General features: G+C 44.2%; 15 protein-coding genes. 2 read left to right on the top strand and 13 right to left on the bottom strand.

What is annotated here, in order from left to right:
* Positions 1–3: 3 nt before the first annotated feature.
* From B0E43_RS18740 to dapF, 9 genes are all read right to left on the bottom strand, one after another.
* On the bottom strand, positions 4–513 hold the full coding sequence (locus tag B0E43_RS18740) for a DUF6624 domain-containing protein (protein ID WP_139352823.1): 510 nt from the start codon (positions 511–513) through the stop codon (positions 4–6).
* A gap of 248 nt (positions 514–761) precedes the next feature.
* Positions 762–1,226, bottom strand: a complete 465-nt coding sequence (locus B0E43_RS18735) for an RES family NAD+ phosphorylase (protein ID WP_077352600.1) — start codon at positions 1,224–1,226, stop codon at positions 762–764.
* Positions 1,226–1,726 carry an antitoxin Xre/MbcA/ParS toxin-binding domain-containing protein gene (locus B0E43_RS18730; protein WP_077352598.1) on the bottom strand — a complete coding sequence of 167 codons (501 nt, stop codon included), beginning with the start codon at positions 1,724–1,726 and terminating at the stop codon, positions 1,226–1,228. The genes B0E43_RS18735 and B0E43_RS18730 overlap by 1 nt, the downstream gene beginning before the upstream one ends.
* Before the next feature lie 85 nt (positions 1,727–1,811).
* Positions 1,812–2,462, bottom strand: coding sequence for a response regulator transcription factor (locus tag B0E43_RS18725; RefSeq protein ID WP_077352895.1), 651 nt, complete (start codon positions 2,460–2,462; stop codon positions 1,812–1,814).
* A gap of 85 nt (positions 2,463–2,547) precedes the next feature.
* The gene (locus tag B0E43_RS18720) at positions 2,548–3,321 is read right to left on the bottom strand and encodes a S1/P1 nuclease (protein WP_077352893.1); all 774 of its coding nucleotides are present in this window, start codon (positions 3,319–3,321) and stop codon (positions 2,548–2,550) included.
* 59 nt (positions 3,322–3,380) lie between these two features.
* Entirely contained in the window at positions 3,381–4,571 is a 1,191-nt protein-coding gene (locus B0E43_RS18715; RefSeq protein WP_077352596.1) for a M20 family metallopeptidase, read from the bottom strand.
* Positions 4,552–5,094: a hypothetical protein gene (locus B0E43_RS18710; protein WP_077352594.1), complete on the bottom strand. Its 543-nt coding sequence runs from the start codon at positions 5,092–5,094 to the stop codon at positions 4,552–4,554. Before B0E43_RS18710 ends, B0E43_RS18715 begins: the two co-directional genes overlap by 20 nt.
* A gap of 5 nt (positions 5,095–5,099) precedes the next feature.
* Entirely contained in the window at positions 5,100–8,480 is a 3,381-nt protein-coding gene (secA, locus tag B0E43_RS18705; protein WP_077352592.1) for a preprotein translocase subunit SecA, read from the bottom strand.
* Positions 8,481–8,579: 99 nt separating this feature from the next.
* Positions 8,580–9,353 (bottom strand): diaminopimelate epimerase, encoded by a 774-nt coding sequence (dapF, locus tag B0E43_RS18700; RefSeq protein WP_077352891.1) that lies wholly within the window; start codon positions 9,351–9,353, stop codon positions 8,580–8,582.
* Positions 9,354–9,541: 188 nt separating this feature from the next.
* Here dapF and B0E43_RS18695 point away from each other — a divergent pair, with 188 nt between their 5' ends.
* Both B0E43_RS18695 and B0E43_RS18690 read left to right on the top strand, forming a co-directional pair.
* Positions 9,542–10,288 carry a superoxide dismutase gene (locus B0E43_RS18695; RefSeq protein WP_077352590.1) on the top strand — a complete coding sequence of 249 codons (747 nt, stop codon included), beginning with the start codon at positions 9,542–9,544 and terminating at the stop codon, positions 10,286–10,288.
* An 85-nt stretch (positions 10,289–10,373) separates the two neighbouring features.
* Complete coding sequence (locus B0E43_RS18690) at positions 10,374–10,841, top strand: nucleoside triphosphate pyrophosphohydrolase family protein (RefSeq protein WP_077352588.1); 468 nt, start codon at positions 10,374–10,376, stop codon at positions 10,839–10,841.
* A gap of 41 nt (positions 10,842–10,882) precedes the next feature.
* Here the strand turns inward: B0E43_RS18690 and B0E43_RS18685 are convergent, their stop codons facing one another.
* The 4 genes from B0E43_RS18685 to B0E43_RS18670 form a co-directional block, all read right to left on the bottom strand.
* Positions 10,883–13,057, bottom strand: a complete 2,175-nt coding sequence (locus B0E43_RS18685; RefSeq protein ID WP_139352822.1) for a hypothetical protein — start codon at positions 13,055–13,057, stop codon at positions 10,883–10,885.
* A gap of 75 nt (positions 13,058–13,132) precedes the next feature.
* The gene (locus B0E43_RS18680) at positions 13,133–13,876 is read right to left on the bottom strand and encodes a tol-pal system YbgF family protein (RefSeq protein ID WP_077352584.1); all 744 of its coding nucleotides are present in this window, start codon (positions 13,874–13,876) and stop codon (positions 13,133–13,135) included.
* A 1-nt stretch (position 13,877) separates the two neighbouring features.
* Positions 13,878–14,441, bottom strand: coding sequence for an RNA polymerase sigma factor (locus B0E43_RS18675; RefSeq protein ID WP_077352582.1), 564 nt, complete (start codon positions 14,439–14,441; stop codon positions 13,878–13,880).
* Between the two features lie 84 nt (positions 14,442–14,525).
* Positions 14,526–15,719, bottom strand: coding sequence for a serine hydrolase (locus B0E43_RS18670; protein WP_077352580.1), 1,194 nt, complete (start codon positions 15,717–15,719; stop codon positions 14,526–14,528).
* Between the last annotated feature and the right edge of the window lie 33 nt (positions 15,720–15,752).

The raw sequence follows: 15,752 nt of genomic DNA, 5'->3' as shown, positions 1-15,752 counted from the left end.
ATCTTAGTAGGACACCAAATCACAGGTCTTCCAATTCAATTCTTTCAGTCCGATTTCTCGACGATTTTGATTGATTCCTGAAGTATCAGGTAAACTGGTAAAATCAACAGTGCCATCACGCGTCATTCGACAATGGGTTCCAAACTTTTGAGATTTTCCATATCTGAGTAAAACCCGATCTGTCAAAATCGCATAATGGTCATTCTTAATTTCTTTTTTGGAAAAGGACTCCTCTATCAGCGGGGTCAAATAATCTAAATCATGTCCCCTATAATGGAGTGTGATAAAGAATGACGCATCAACCGCTGAATCAGAAAAGACTTTATTACTCGGCCACCCAAATTTTCCATGAATCCGCTTAAGTAGGGTATAGTTAATCTTATCCGCTTTATCCATTTTGCCGTAAATTTTCCTCCTTTCAGCCCGATCTATCGAATCTGATATTTTGTTTTCATTTAACTCAATTCTAAATTTTTGATCCATTACAAACAAATGCCTTAAAAATGAATCCATTTGAAAATTGGTCAGCTGATCAATTTCCAGTCTTAAAAGATTCTGATGGCCATCAAATAGGTAATTTTTGGTGAATGAATCTTGGGGTTGACTGAATTTTGAATCCTGCGGTTCCTTTTCGGATACGCTTTCGTCTTTGCTTGAACAACCCATAGCCAAACAGTAAAGGAAAACATAGAAGAATTGCCTCGAACTTGTCATAGCTTCAAAATCTAGTTATCTAATGGACATTGGAAATTAAATTTATTTCACCATCCCCCAAATAATCTCGAATCAAAGGGAAAATCCACCTGATCCACTAGTTTGATAGCCAAAAAATCCAGATGATGCGGATTGATCAAGTAGTTGAAGTCTCCTGGCACAACAGCTGAGGGAACTTTCAACACACACGATTTTTTCTCCGAAACAAAGTCATCTCCTATTTTCTGAGTATCCAAAAGGTGGGGAAAATTATTCCAGCCTTGAGGTAAATCTTCGATCCCAAGTGAATCTATGGAGGTATATGCCGGGATCTCTATCTCCACCATCACATAGTCTCTAGGCAAGATGGCCAGAGAAAGGTGAACCGCCACCTCTGCCATGGCCAAAGCCCGACTGTCCGCACAGTAGCTCATTTCGGTACCTTTGGAATTCCATCTGTTACCAGAAAGAGCTGCACCTTTTCCGGATAATTCAATCCCAAACTTTTTCCGAATCAGTCGAAAAACCCGCATCAGACAAATACGCCTTGATCGATCCTGTGAATCTCATTGAGCACTAATTCCTTGCCGTAAGAGTCCCGAAGCAACTCGATTGGACGTCGATTGCCAAGTGCATGACTAGTGGCATTGAGCCAAGCGGCAAAATCGGCTGCAGTGTCAAACACCTCCAAGCCTACCACAGCCACCTCCATCAGCTCAAGGATCTTCTCGGAGTGAATCGAGCGAAAAACATAATCTGACTCCTTTTTGTAACGCTGAAGGGACTTCAGGGATATATCCAAGAAATCTGACCATTCCTGGTCTGAAAATGGAGTAATTTCTTTGATGGACATAAAAAGTGAGGTGGGAATCCCCTGACGAATCACATCCACGACCATCATCCGATTCGAAAAAAAGCTACTCAAAGGTATCCCCTTCAGTGTAGGATATCGCGAATATCGAGGGAGACTCGTCACATAGGTGGCCATCTCTTCGGCGACCAAGTCTATTCTTTGAAAATCAGAATCGCTCATATTTCAGAAAATTGTCCTTTAATTTACGACATTTTTCCAAACATGTTCAATTCTTTGATTTTTTTTGCGTCCCAACTTTACTTTTTTACCCTTCAATAATGCGGTTTTTCACTGCCTTTTGCACGGCTTCCAATTTACTGTGAACCTGAAGTTTTTGATAAATATTTTCCAGATGCTTGCGGACAGTTTTTGGAGAAATAAAGAGATTTTCCCCGATCTGATTGTAATTAAGCCCTTTCGAGGTCTGTTCTAGAATTTCGATTTCTCTGGTTGTCAAAGAAATTTCTTCCTTAGCAGCCTCAAAGTGAGGAGGGTTTCTTAATAGTTTCAAAGTCTTTAATGCAACTGAAGGCGTCATCGCTGCACCGCCAGCCAGTGTATCTACAATTCCCTGATAGAGTGTCGGCGGATCGACTTCTTTGAGAAAATATCCATTTGCTCCGGCTTGAATCGCCCGAAAGATATTCTCATCATCATCAAATACTGTCAGCATGATCATCTTGATCTGCGGATATTTTTGGGCAATTTTCTCCACAGTCACTATTCCGTTCATTTTTGGCATTTCAATGTCCATCAGGATCAAATGGACATTCGAATCTTTCTCCAGCATATCCAAAAGTTCAAGACCATTGTATCCGAAATACTTCAGTTCAAGCTCCGGAAACAAGGAGAGTTTGTCAATAATTGCTTTCAGCAAAAAACTGTTGTCCTCGGCAATGGCAAGTTTGATAGGCATGAGCAGTGCGTTAAGGGTGGAAAATAAAAAAACGGCTTTCGTCATCCTAGAAGACAAAAGCCGTTTCGGCAAAATTCTGCTTTAATCAGGGATAAATTTCCTCCAAAATCTGCGCAAGCCTCACACTCGCAGCAATCATCCGTTCCTCCGCAATGTGGTAGTTTTCATAGCCATATTGATAGCTTATTTTTTTGTTTTCGGGAAGATTATAAATCATTGGCCGATAGCTGACAGCCTCTTTGAGCCAGTCCTGCATACTGGCAGACCTATACTTTGTTTGAAGTTCAGGATTGATCCGGCGAAATAGTTCATCCCCAATTTCGCTGTAGCTCATTCCCTGACCATCGATCATTCCACTGTCCCAAAGGGCATGGAGATTGGTCGCTCTGCCAAAATATTCGATTTTAATGTCATTTCCTCCCCGGTCATCACCGGTGCCGACATGAAGCGGCTGATGGATATCTTCCACCATGTGGATGAGCATTTTCAGCTTTTCAGCCTCCATTTTAGGATCCAAGCCACCTGCTTTTAGTTCCGCTTTGATCCGTTGAATTGCTTCGTAGGCATCACCGGTTTTTTCTTGAATGGCAGGATCATATTCCCCGGTTTTGCTGGTCAGATAGTGCCAAGTCTCAGCATAATTATAAGCTCGATCAGACCGAATCTCATCCATCCAAGTGCCACTGCGGCCAAGGGAGATGGGTAAAAGCACTTTATCCACCTTTTTGCGGGTAGACTTCTTCATTTGCTTTTCTGCCATATAGCCAATCAGGTAATGGCCCAATTGGCCCCATGCAAAGGACTGCGAAACAGTCATGCTGAGAAGCAGCGTAAGTGTCAGAATCTGGATCTTTTTCATAGGTGCAAAATAAAAAAGCGAAGATAGATCTCCGCTTGAATTCATGAGTTAAGGTACTATTATCCTTTGGAAAGTTCTGAAACTGCCAGCCAAGCCATCAGCCCAGATCCGATCTCCAGCGCATCTTCTTCGATATCAAAAGTCGGTGTATGAACTCCTGAGGTAATTCCCCTGGCTTCATTTCGTGTACCTAGTCGATAGAAACATCCGTCGATTTCCTGGGAATAAAAAGCAAAATCCTCTGCAGCCATCCAGATATCCAGGTCGAGTACATTTTCCTCACCTAAATAATCACGGGCAGCATCCATTGATCTGGCTGTAAGTTCCGGGTCATTTTTAAGGAAAGGATAACCTTTTCGAATCTCAAAGTCTAATTCTCCGCCCATTCCCTCCACGATACCGTGAGCGATTTTCAGGATTTTCTCATGGGCCTTGGCTCTCCAAGCTTCATCCAGCGTGCGGAAAGTACCTTGGATTTTCACTTCATTCGGAATCACATTAGTTGCTCCCAAAGCCTCCACACGACCAAAGGAAAGGACCGAAGGAATTTTAGGATTAGCTACCCGACTGACGATCTGTTGCAGAGCAACAATCATGTGGGAAGCAATCAGAACCGGATCGATAAAAGTCTCCGGCATGGCCCCATGACCACCTTTTCCTTTCACGGTAACATAAAGTTCGTCTGTACTTGCCATGTACAATCCGGGACGGAAACCAACTTTTCCGGCCGGAATCATCGGCATCACATGCTGCCCCAAAATCACGTTTGGACGGGGATTTTCGAGGACTTTGTCCTTGATCATCAATGACGCTCCACCGGGCACCAATTCTTCTCCGGGTTGGAAAATCAGTTTTATTGTACCTTCAAAATGATCCTTGACCTCATGAAGGATTTTGGCTGCCCCGAGAAGTGATGCTGTATGCGCATCGTGGCCGCAGGCATGCATGACTCCAGGGTTTTGTGACTTATACGAAACATCGTTCGCCTCTATGATTGGCAAAGCATCCATGTCGGCCCGAAGCGCGATGACTTTTTTGTCAGGATTTTTTCCTTTGATCAAAGCGGCCCAGCCAGTTGTCGCCTTTTTCTCGATTTCGGTGATTCCTATTTCCCTGAGCTTTTCCTCCACAAACTCTGCTGTTTTAAATTCCTGAAAAGAGAGTTCAGGATTGGCATGAATGTGACGGCGATTGGCAATTACATCCTCTTTGTAGGCCTTGGCCAGGGATTTAATTTTGGATAGTAGCATTTTGGTCTGTGGTAGGAGCGACGTATTCTTTTCGCTGAAATCTGTCTTGCATAATCCGCGCAGAAGGAAATTGGCCTTTGATCTGATACAGAGCCTTTTGAGCTTCTATTTTGTAAGTGTATTTACCCAATTTCACCAAATACCTGGGTTGTTGGTATTGCATCTCAGGAGTCAGATTTGGATAATTAAGCTTGAGATCATCTTGTGTTTTGAAGGCTTGATTTCGGTCTATTCCTGAAAAAACCAATACCGTATAACCGCTGAAATAGGGCTCTGATTTGTTTTTATCGGTATATCGGCGCTGCACTTCATCAAGTTGTCCATCGACCGATTGAACTGAGGCAGAAGGAACATTAGAGGAAACCTCCTGGGTGGCTGATTTATAATCCGGGTATTTTGGTAAAGAACTACTCAGGTCTTCCTGGTAAGTGGAATATGCAGGACTTCCTGCCTCAGTGGAAGGCTGGATAAGTTTACAGCTTCCAAGGATTACCAAAAAAACAACTACCCAGATATATCTCATTTCTCTTAGTTTTCAATCACAACACACTTTCCTTCGACAAGATCCTGCTCCACGCTTTTAAATTTGACATCGATTTTGGTGGTACCGTCAGAATATTTAACAGAAACCTTATCGTTTCGGCCAAAAGTCTTTTCGACTTTTCTAGGAGCAACATGCTGAGGAGCTGGTCTGCCAGCGTTCGCAGCTGCGGCGGCGGAGCGGTTAGCATTTGGGTTCAAAGAGCTTGCCACTTCTGCTTTTGACGTCTGAAGTTTTGGTTCGGGAGCCCGCTGAGTCTGAGCCTGCTGAACCTGAGCCGGGTCTTGCCTCGGCAAATCAGCTCTGGAAAGGAAGGTGACCATATCTTCGTTCAGCTTGCCAATAAAACGCTTGAACATTTCAAATGCTTCAAACTTATAGATCAACAATGGGTCCTTCTGCTCGTAGACAGCATTTTGTACCGACTGCTTCAGATCATCCATATCACGGAGATGTTCTTTCCAATTTTGGTCAATTATCGCCAGGGAGACGTTTTTCTCAATGGATCTGATCAATTCACGACCATCGGAATGGACCATGTTTTCCAGATTACATACCACCCCGATCTGTTTGATTCCGTCCGAAATCGGCACCATGATGTCTTTTACGGTTGCACCTCTTTCTTCCTGAACTCTCTTGAAAATCGGAAGAGCGGTCTGGCTTATGAGGCTGTTCTTTTTGATATAATTTTCGAAAGCAACCGTGTAAAGCTCCTGAGTTAATTTCGGAGCATCCTTGGATTTCAGATCACCTTCAGAAATGTGGTAATCCACACCCAAAGTGGTGAAAATATTCATTCTCAGGTCCTCGGCATTGTCGGTGGATTTGCCCATGTCAATCAGGCTTTCGCAGACATCAAACAGGATGTTGAGGATATCCAATTCCAAACGGTCTCCTTTCAGGGCGTTTCTTCGACGTTTGTAGACCACCTCCCGTTGGGAGTTCATCACGTCATCGTATTCCAAGAGTCTTTTACGAGTGCCAAAGTTGTTTTCTTCCACTTTTCTCTGAGCACGCTCGATGGACTTGGTGATCATGCTGTGCTGGATCACTTCGCCTTCTTCCAGACCCATACGATCCATCAATTTGGCTATCCGATCTGAGCCGAAAAGCCTCATCAAACTATCTTCCAAGGAGACGAAAAACTGGGAAGATCCCACGTCTCCCTGACGACCAGAACGGCCACGAAGCTGACGGTCAACACGACGTGATTCATGACGCTCGGTACCAATGATGGCGAGACCGCCTGACTTTCTGGATTCTGCAGTCAACTTGATATCCGTACCTCGACCAGCCATGTTGGTAGCAATGGTTACTGTACCCGGCTTTCCGGCTTCAGCAACAATTTCGGCTTCTCTTGCGTGCTGCTTAGCATTCAAAACCTGGTGAGGAATCTTCTTCAAAGTCAGCATTCGGCTGAGTACTTCGGAGATTTCTACGGAAGTGGTACCTACCAAGACTGGTCTTCCAGCAGCCACCAATTCATTGATCTCGTCAGTTACCGCATTGAATTTTTCACGGACGGTTTTATAAACTTTGTCTTCTCGATCGGATCTGATGATCGGTTTGTTGGTCGGAATGACGACTACGTCCAACTTGTAGATTTCCCAGAATTCTCCAGCTTCAGTTTCCGCTGTACCGGTCATACCGGCCAGCTTATGGTACATTCTGAAGTAATTCTGGAGCGTAATCGTAGCGTAGGTCTGCGTGGCATCCTCCACTTTTACATTTTCTTTCGCTTCAATCGCCTGGTGCAACCCGTCGGAATAACGACGACCTTCCATCACACGTCCTGTCTGTTCATCGACGATCTTCACTTTACCATCCACGATGATGTATTCCGTGTCCCGCTCAAACATGCAATAAGCTTTGAGCAATTGGTTTACCGTATGGATTCGCTGAGCTTTTACGCCATAATCTTTGATGACTTCCTCTTTGCGAATCAGCTTTTCCTTATCGTCTAGATTCGTACTTTTTTCCAATTCAGCAATTTCCACCCCGATATCGGGAAGGATGAAAAAGCTTGGATCCTCATTTTTGGTAGTCATGGTCTCGATACCCCGATCGGTCAAGTCCACGACATTGGTTTTCTCGTCGATGGTAAACAAAAGCGGTTCATCCGCTTCCGGCATTTGGCGCTTGTTGTCTTGGAGGTAAAAATTTTCTGTCTTCTGAAGAATCACCCGGATTCCAGGCTCAGAAAGGTATTTGATGGTAGGCTTGTATTTTGGTATCCCCCGAAATGCTCTGAAAAGAGCCAATCCACCCTCTTTTTCATTTCCTTCTGCAATCAGTTTTTTGGCCGTTGACAAAAAGTTCTGAACCAACTTGCGCTGCTCATCAACCAAGGCAGCCACACGGGGCTTCATTTGGTCAAATTCATGAACATCGCCTCTTGGCACAGGACCTGAAATAATCAAAGGTGTCCTTGCATCATCAATCAACACGGAGTCAACTTCATCGACCATTGCGAAATGGTGTTTGCCCTGAACCAAATCCCCAGCCTCCCGAGCCATGTTGTCTCTCAGGTAGTCAAAGCCAAACTCGTTGTTGGTACCATACACGATATCAGAAGCGTAGGCTTTTTTTCGTCCATTGGAGTTGGGCTGATACTTATCGATACAATCCACCGTCAATCCATGGAATTCAAAAAGCGGTGCATTCCACTCGGAGTCACGCTTGGCCAGATAGTCGTTTACCGTAACGATGTGGACGCCACGTCCCGCAAGAGCATTGAGGAAAGCAGGCAAAGTGGAAACCAACGTTTTACCTTCACCAGTGGCCATTTCAGCGATTTTTCCTTTGTGAAGGACCATCCCCCCGATAAGCTGCACGTCATAGTGAACCATGTCCCAGACAACTTCTGTTCCAGCTGCGATCCACTTGTTGTGCCAGATGGCTTGCTCACCATCGATTTCCACATTTGGTTTGGTAGCCGCCAGTTCGCGGTCACCCATACTGGCATTTACAACCAATTTGCCATTTTCTTTAAAACGCCTTGCAGTCTCTTTTACTATTGCAAAAGCCTGAGGCATCACCTCTTCAAGTACCTTCTCCAGCTCCGTGTCTCGGTCTTTTTCCTGCTTGTCGATTTCGTTGAAAAGCTGGTCTTTCTCATGAATGGCTTGAGCTGGAAGAGCCTCAATCTGAGCACGGATTTCGGCGATTTTATCATCGATAGACTTTAGCCTTCCGTTGATAACTTCCTTGATTTCCTGTGTTTTAAACCTCAGCTGATCGTCATTCAGACTCTGCAGACTTGAGAAAGCCTGATGTATTTCGGCGACCTTTGGAAGGATTTCCTTAATATCTCTGTCGGATTTGGTGCCGAAAATTTTGGCCAATCCTTTTGCAATAAAATCTAGCATGTCTTTTTATGGATTCCCGATTGGGGGCTTAAAAATAAGCCGTTTTTGTTAGAATTGATAATTAGTCCTGATTCAGGTTATTAACCTGAATTGGGAATCTTAAATATTGATTTTTCCTGAGAAAACATGCTCAGCCGGCCCGATAAGCCAAATTTTGCTGAATGTCCCGTCAGGGTTGGAATGAAACTTAACGGACAATTTGCCTCCTAGGGTGTTGATTTTCACCTGATTTTGCTGATGTTGAGAACCATAGACAATGGCTGCTGCTGTGACTCCGGTGCCGCAGGATAGTGTCTCATTTTCTACCCCTCTTTCGTAAGTTCTAACGAACACTTCGTCTTCTGCCATGGGTTGTACAAAGTTGACATTAGTACCCGCCGGGGCGTAACCCGAATCATATCTTATCGCCTTTCCTTCTTCAAAAACAGGATACCCTTCTGCTTTTTCGACGAAACGGATATGATGTGGGGAGCCGGTATTGAGAAAGAAATCTCCAGATTTGTTTTCAATTCCATAGACATCTCCCATCAGAAGTTCTACCTGATCTCCGGTAAGGATCGCTTCATGTGGGCCATCAATTGCCAGAAAGCGGGTTTTTCCATTAACAATCCCTAAGAAGGAAGAAAAAGCGACCGCGCAGCGGGCACCGTTTCCACACATGCTTTGACTCCCGTCCGCATTGAAATAAATCATTTCAAAGTCATAGTCCTGATGATTCCGAATGGCGATCAAGCCATCGGACCCAATTCCGAATTTGCGGTCGCAAAGCTTACTAACTAATTCCAGATTGCCCAAGTCAAAAGACGCATCACGATCATCGATCATGACAAAATCATTGCCTGTACCCTGATATTTGTAAAATGCAAGTTCCATGATTTTCAACAGGTCTGACCTTGATTTCAAAAACTCAACCAAGGCACTACCGAGCTGCAAACTTAACCAAGTTGTCAGAAAAACAGACTTATTGTCTGATGCTCAATTCCAAATTCGTCAGATAATGCCTAATTTGAGCAACTAAATTGCACTTTGAAAGGTTCGGATTTAGTAAAACCACACACACAATGAAAAAATCAACAATAACTCGTAGAACTTTTATTTCCAACTCCGCAAAAGCAGGGCTGACAGTCGGACTAATCGGCACTTCGATTGCCGAGTTGTTGGCAAAAGGAGTGGAAATTCCTTCGGATTTTCCATATGCTACAGGATTTACCCAAAGCCCTCTTGCTTACGGATACCCTGCTCTAGAGCCTCATATCGATGCCCGAACAATGGAAATCCACTACACCAAACATGCTGCTGCTTATGCCACAAACCTGAATGATGCTGCCAAAGAAGAGGGAGTGGATACTTCGAAGCCTTTGGAAAATGTCCTGGCAAGCATCTCCAAATTCTCTGTAAAAATGCGCAACAATGGAGGAGGACATTACAATCACGAACTTTTCTGGAGCGTGATGGGGCCAAATGCCGGAGGAAAACCGGAAGGAAAACTCATGGATGCCATTGTCGCTTCTTTTGGAAGCTATGAGACTTTTGTTACCCAGTTTGAAACTGCAGCAAAGACCCGATTCGGATCTGGTTGGGCCTGGCTGATTGTGCAGCCCGGCGGCAAATTGGCGGTAAGCTCCACTCCAAATCAGGACAATCCCCTAATGGATTTGGCAGAAATGAAAGGAACTCCTATTCTTGGACTTGACGTTTGGGAACATGCCTATTACCTGAATTATCAAAACAGACGTCCGGATTATGTCGCGGCATTTTGGAATTTGGTGAACTGGAAAGCTGTAAGTGAACGATTCGAAAAGGCTTAAAGAAATTATACAGAGTAAAGAATAAAAAGGCCGGTTTTCCGGTCTTTTTTATTTATTTCAGGCTCGAATTAGAATAACCATTTTCATGCAAGATCCCAAGTCGCTTACCTCTGTAGCACTATTCCACGAAACATTCAAACACCCAGTGCTTCCCGAACCGACGATTCCTTCCGAAACCAGATGTAATCTTCGTGTTTCACTTTTAGCAGAAGAGTTGAAAGAACTGGAAGAGGCCATTGAAAACAAAGACATCGTCGAAATCGCCGATGCTCTATGCGACCTCCAGTACGTGCTTTCTGGAGCGATTTTGGAATTTGGCTTAGGAGAAAAATTCAAAGCCCTTTTTGACGAAGTGCAGCGCTCCAATATGAGCAAAGCCTGCAAAACCGAAGAAGAAGCCCAAGCCACCGTCAAACATTACGAAGACAAAGGAACGCCTTGCTTCTATGAAAAGGAGGGCGATTTATTTTTGGTATTCAGAGAAGGAGACCATAAAACGCTTAAGTCTGTCGGTTATTCGCCTGCAGATTTGAAGGGAATTATCGAAAAATAACAAAAATGGCTTCCTCAGTTTGAGGAAGCCATTTTTCGCTCTTACCGGATCACAGTTACTTCCAGACTTCCATAGTTGGGTTTTGCCGCGTCCAGCTGCTTCTCTACTTCATTTATTTTTTCCTGCAGTTTTTCTTTGCTGTAGGTTTCGAAAAGGAACAAACCTCCGATTTTAACCCAATATTCTAATTTCCCTTCCGGGGTTTTGAGGTCTGCGGGACTTTTTCGGATAGTTGTAGTTCGGGTTCCATTCTCCCGAATATTTACTAAATCATAAAACTTTGCCCCTTCTTTTTCGGGGATTATTGCAGCAAATCCGCCATTGCTCATTGAATAGACAATCTTGTTCCCATCCATTTTTTCGATGTAGACTATTTTCTTCTCCCACCCTACGTTAAAGACCTCCTTGTCTCCGACCTTCATGATCGCTTCATCCGCCCCGATTTTGTACCTCACCTGTCCGACCTTCATATAGATTTCCACCTTGACCACGTCTTGCCGGTTTTCACTTCCTGCGCCTGGAGCCGCTGTGCAGACGTAGGTGACATTTTTTGAAGAACTGGTGAATGATTTTCCCTTATGCCCTATCGCATCTTTCAATTCTCCAAACTTGCCTTCTGTGCTCCATTGGTACTCGATGACTGTGCCGTCGGCTACTGTAGATTTGATAAAGGCTGTCAACGCCTTTTCTCCTCCGGGCTGCACAATAGTCTCTCGGGGCTCCAGATTTACTTCTATCTCTTTGGCCTTGATCTCCCAGATTTCCAAGCTTTTTGAACTCTGGATATCATAAATTTTTCGCGCATAATCCGATCCTTTCATGAGTAGCTCTATCGCTCCGAGGACCTTAAACATGCGGGAAGCCGAACCCTTCATGGTCTCTAAATTCGGCCGCGCCACATCTTTGGGAAGCGAATTGTAGATGGTCTCAGCGGCGATTTTCATCAAATCTTCCAAAAAAATTGACCCGAACTGGTTATATCCAATGGTAAAAAAATCCTTTATGGCTTCGTCATATTCTGACTTGTCAATCTTTGTCTTGATCTCCGGCATCTTGTCGACATATCCAGCCACTGCAGTGATCAGCGCCTCCCAGAGAAATTCCTCACCCTTCGGTCCATCGTTTCCTTTAGAAACCAATCCTTTTGCGGCTATTCCATCGGCAATGAGGGGAACTATAAAATCCAAGGTCAGGGTAGTCATTTGGAGTTTGACCAATTTGGATCGCTCCACAGAATTCAAGCCGATAGATTCTGTGCCTACTCCAATTACCCTAAGTTCCCAAGTTGCCGCTTTTTCCGCATCGGTGAGGGGAATTTGGACTGGGTCTGTCGTCACTCGAAAGGACTTCTCAGTATCTCCGATCAAATATTCATACACGGTACTACTCACCCCCGTGATTCCGTTCACCATTGCGATCGCAATCTCCTTGTCCGGGACGATGCTCGCTGCGGAACCGACAGAAGTATGAATCACTTCGGTCGAGCCTGCTTGGTTGATAAATTCAGTTTTGTACAGGAAAGCGTGTGATCTCCTTCGAACCGTATTGTCCAACACAAAGGTATTGAGCCCGGTCTGGTAGGCCTGAACACCGCTTTTGATCGTGCCATCCACCAAGAGATCGGAGGCTTTGGGTTCGTTTGCAGTGGATCTTGCGTTAGGATTTGCCATGCGGAACTTGGCAGCCAAAGGATTGACGATCCCGAGTATTTTATTCATGATCTCCTGCTTCCCAAGCATCATTGGATCCGTCGCCAATTGGCTCTTCACAAGATTCAGAGAAGTATCCCAAATAGGAAACTGCCGAACTTCCTGAAAAAAACGGTTGGCGAACGCCTCTTCCATAAATGGAATCCCAAAACTCTGGTAAAGCAAAAATTCGGTGGTGGTTTCGGCGGATAATTCGGTGCGGCCTGGGCCAATCAACCCTGCTAGAATTAGATTTCCCTCCCTATCAAACAAATACGCAAATGCGGGATTGTCTTGGAGGTTCAACACTTCTCCCTGCCCGGTTTCGGTTACTTCCTTTTCGAGATTTTGGGAATAGATGACAGTATTAGCCAAATCTATATTTACCCCCTCAGGGAGTTTGATCTGGACGGCGGTCTTTTCCAGCCCCGTCAACGGGTCTTTTGGAATTGGCTGTGGATCTTCTTCTGTTTGGCAGGCGAAAACAAAAGCTAGTAGAAGCAGTAGAGAGCGGAGTCTTGGTTTCATCGGAAAAAGGATTTGGTTACATCCTCTCATCGCTGAAAATCGAATTAGTCATCAATTTCTTCCGACAAAAATCCTTTATTTCCCGGACGCTTCCTCAAGGGCTTGAATCAATTCGTTTGACTTTGGGCGACCGGATTGGTTCACGTATTTTTTTGCCAGGGCGTAGTCTTCTTCCTTCAGCGCGAGAAGTCCCAAATACCAAAAAGAATCTTTGGAAAACCCGCTTGCTGTATCCTCGCTTACTGCTAAAAGCAATTTCTCAGCAGCCTGATCATTTTGTAGATTTAGCTCCGACATCGCTAAAAAATAAATCAACGTATCATTTTGGCTGCTTTTTTTCAAAAGTGATTCGAAGGCTTCTTTGGCTTTGAGATATTCTCCGGATTTATAATCCACCATGGCACGGTCAAAATCATAACCAGAGCCGGCAGACATGGAAGTCACCAAACCCGGATCAGTCTTGAAATAGGCTTGGTAAAGTTTTTCCCCGGAGCTTTTTTCCCCCATGATCCACCAAACTCCGGCGGACATGATTAGAAATAGGGAAGCTGCTACGCCCCAGAACCAAAGAGGACGGATCTTCCGCTGCTGAGCATTTTTATCCAAATGGCTTAATTCAGAATGGAAAGAATCCAATTTGGAAGCAAGGACTGCTCTTTCCACACCGAATTGAAGTCCTTTGATTTCTTCGATATGAGCTGCAAACTCCTGATCTGAGATTGTTCTCATGCGGACTTCTTCCAATTTAGCGGAATCGAGCGAACCTGCGATATAGTCTTCGATCAGTTCAAAGTCTTCCAGGGAAAGTGATGAATTCATTCTATTGTTTTGTTTCCGATTTCAGGCTGATCCGGAGCTTTTCCATACAGCGGTATTTGTTGTTTTTGGTTGTAGCTTCTGTCCAACCAAAAAAGTCTGACAAAACGACAAGACTTTGCTTTTGGTAATAAAACCTTGTTAATAATTCTTTGCAGTTTTCTCCCAGTCTGGCAAATGCACCCTCGATTTGAACGATGTAAACTTCTTTGTCTTCCTGCTCTTCCTGGATAAAATCAGGCAAAGAATCGGGATGAACTGTCCTTTTGAAAGCCACTGACCTGACCATATCCATCCATTTGTTTTTTGCAATCTGGTAAATATATCCTGCCAATGCAGATTCATTTTCCGGTTGAAATTTGCCCGATTTTACATTGGTCCAAAAGGAAAGAAATGCTTCCTGGTAGAGATCCTTAACCTGTTCCATATTCCCACTGTTAGCCAAAACCATCTGTTGAATCTTTGGATAGTATTTTTGGTAAATCCACTTCAGGACATTTTCGTCATTTTGACGGATTGCCTCTATCAGTTTTTCCTGGGAGAAAGTTTCAAAAGTATCTTTAGGCATGGATCAAAGAAGTCCCATAAAAGATACTATTAAATGCCATTTACCCCAAGAACTTTGGTATTCAATTACTTATTTTGATCTAATTCAAAACTGATCGATGTCTTTGTAGACATTCAAATTGTTGTTGAGTAGATCCAAAAGCAGGTCTTGGTGAGCGATTGCAAAGGTGTTGTAAGTGTTGGCAGTGTAATCTGCGTTCCCGTTGAAGATCAATGCTACAGCCATGCCGTTTGAGGTGTGATACATGTACGAAGACCGTGTACCTGGCAATGCCCCATAGAAATAGCGGACAGAATTCCAGGTGACAATCCCATTACCAAAGCCTTGGTTTGCGCTGGACCCCTGCACAAATTGAGCAAATGTGGCTGCATTCAGCACATCCGGACGACTTGGGTTGCCATCGATCGCAAGGGAAAATTTCAGCAAGTCCACAGCGTTGATGACTATTCCTGCATCACCATCTCTACGCTCAATATTCAGGTTGTATTCAAATCCTTTGGTCCCACCTTGACCGTAATAAGTCACCTCATCTGACTGTTTTCCCGCAATTCCATTTTTGGCCATCACCGTGCTTGGGATTCCTATCGGATCAATGAAACTCTCTTTCATATACTGGTAATAAGACTTTCCGGAGATTTTTTCCACGATTCGGGAGGCTACGAAGTAATTGGTATTTACATAGTAATACTGAGATCCAGGCTCGAATGTGAGCGTTGCATTGTCCATCATCCAAGAAAAAAACTGATCATTTGTCAAGTTTGTCTGGTAATCGATCGCATCTCGATTGCCCGCGACCACCCATCCTCCTGTAGTCATCTGCATGAGATGTCTCACGGTCACTTTGGTCACCCGGTCTGAGTAAGCTTTCGTTCCGTAGGTAGTTCCCAGGATTGTGCCTGGACCAAAAACTTTATCATCCAAAGAAATTTTTCCATCCTGGACAAGTTTCATGATGGCCAATCCGGCAAACGTTTTAGAAACACTGGCTACTCGCATTCGGTGTTCATTGGTCATTTTCTCATTAGCCTCCACATTGGCTAGACCATAAGGCTTTTTGTACACCAATTTTCCGTTTTTTGAGATTGCCAATGTTGCACCTGGAATTTTATGCGTGGTGAGAAAAGCTTCCAATTTCCCATCGATTACGGCAATGTCTTCTTGCTTATCGGCTGGAGGGGTCGGATCAGGATCTGAGGAGTCCGAGCATGAGATTAATATCAACAAAAGGAAGGCAGATAGCCATCGAAGACTGGTGGAGAAGAATGTTTGAGTTTTCATGGAAAAAGCAGTTTATCTACTTTCACATCGAGC

It is taken from the genome of Algoriphagus sp. A40 (genome assembly GCF_002002735.1).
In the GTDB taxonomy this organism is placed as follows: Bacteria; Bacteroidota; Bacteroidia; order Cytophagales; family Cyclobacteriaceae; genus Algoriphagus.
Note: the sequence above shows the minus strand (reverse complement) of the source record. Positions and strands in the feature narration are given on the sequence as shown.